General features: G+C 64.1%; 1 protein-coding gene. It reads right to left on the minus strand.

Going from position 1 to position 1,636, the window contains the following annotated elements; genetic code table 11:
* Positions 1-1,636 (minus strand): condensation domain-containing protein (locus FFS27_RS32525; protein WP_256659898.1); only part of this gene is annotated, 1,636 nt, incomplete at both ends.

A 1,636-nucleotide genomic window follows, 5' to 3' on the forward strand; every position in this document is an offset into this window, starting at 1 on the left:
AGCAGCGGCAACTCGCCGAGCCGCTGTCGTGGGTTGGCGACGATGCCGCGCAACAGGTTGCGCCAATGGCCGGCCAGGCGTTCCACGGTGGAGGCGTCGAACAGGTCGGTGGCGTAGTCGAAAACGGCGCAAAAACGCTGCTCTTCGTCCGTCAGGTCCAACGTCAAGTCGAACTGCGCCGTCCGGCTGTCGAACTGCACGCTTTCCATCTGTAACTCGTCGAAGCGGAATGCCTGGCCGTTGCCACGGGCTTCGCTCTGGTAGTTGAACAGCACCTGGAACAGCGGGTTGTGGCTAAGACTGCGCTCCGGCTGCAAGGCCTCCACCAGTTGCTCGAACGGCAGGTCCTGGTGCGCCTGAGCCTCCAGCGCGCGTTGGCGGGCCTGGGCCAGCAGCTCGTCGAAGCCCATCCGACCGTCCAGGTCGGCCTTGAGCACCTGGGTGTTGACGAAGAAGCCGATCAGCCGCTCGATCTCCACGCGGTTGCGATTGGCGATCGGCACGCCGACACGGATATCCGCCTGCCCGCTGTAGCGATACAGCAGCGCCTGGAACGAAGCCAGCAACAGGGCGAAGGCAGTAGCCCCCTCCTGCTGGGCCACGCGCCTGAGCGCCTGGGACAGATCAATATCCAGTTCCAGGATGAACTGGGCACCACGATGGCTTTGCCGAACCGGGCGCGGCCGGTCGAACGGCAACTCCAGCACCGGCTGCTCGCCGCCCAGCAGGCCGGTCCAGTACGCCAACTGGCGCTCCTTTTCCCCCGCCTCCATCCAGCTGCGCTGCCACAGGGCGTAGTCCGCGTACTGGATCGGCAGGGCCGGCAACACCACGTCGAGCCCTTGGCTGTAGCCGGCATAGAGCTGGACCAGTTCCTCGACCATCACCTGCATCGACCAACCATCGGACACGATGTGGTGCTGGACCAGCACCAGTACATGGTCGTCCTCGGCCAGTTGCAACAGGTTCACCCGCAGCAGCGGCCCCCGTTCCAGGTCGAATGGCTGCACAACGATGGCCTGTATCCGTTCGATCAGGCCTTCTTCACCGAACTGTTCCCGCTCGATAGAAACGCTAACCGCAGGTTGTACCTGCTGGTACGAACGCCCTCCCTCCAGCCGGAAGCGGGTACGCAAGGTTTCATGCCGCGCGACCAGGCTGTCGAAGCTGCGTTGCAAGGCATCCACGTCCAGCCGCCCGCGTAGGCGCAAGGCACTCGGAATATGGTAGGCCGCGCTTTCCGGCTCCAGTTGCCAGAGGAACCACTGACGCTCCTGAGCGAAGGACAGTGCCAACGGTTGCTGCCGATCGGCAAGCGGTATCGTCGAGACCGCATCCGTCGTGCGTTCCAATCCCTGGGCGAACGCTTCCAGAACCGGCCGCTCGAACAACGCCTTCAGGCTTGCGTCCAACTGCTGCTCCTGGCGAACCCGAGAAATCACCCGGGTAGCCAGCAACGAATGACCGCCCAGTTCGAAGAAGTTGTCGTCCAGGCCGACCCGTTCCACTCCCAGGATCTCCGACCAGATCGCTGCGATGCGCTGCTCCAGCTCGCTACCGGGCGCTCGATAGGCCTGTTGCGACAGGCTCGCATCCGGTTGCGGCAACGCCTGCCGGTCGAGCTTGCCATTGACCG

The sequence above is a fragment of the Pseudomonas sp. 2VD genome (assembly GCF_005503585.1).
In the GTDB taxonomy this organism is placed as follows: Bacteria; Pseudomonadota; Gammaproteobacteria; order Pseudomonadales; family Pseudomonadaceae; genus Pseudomonas; species Pseudomonas aeruginosa.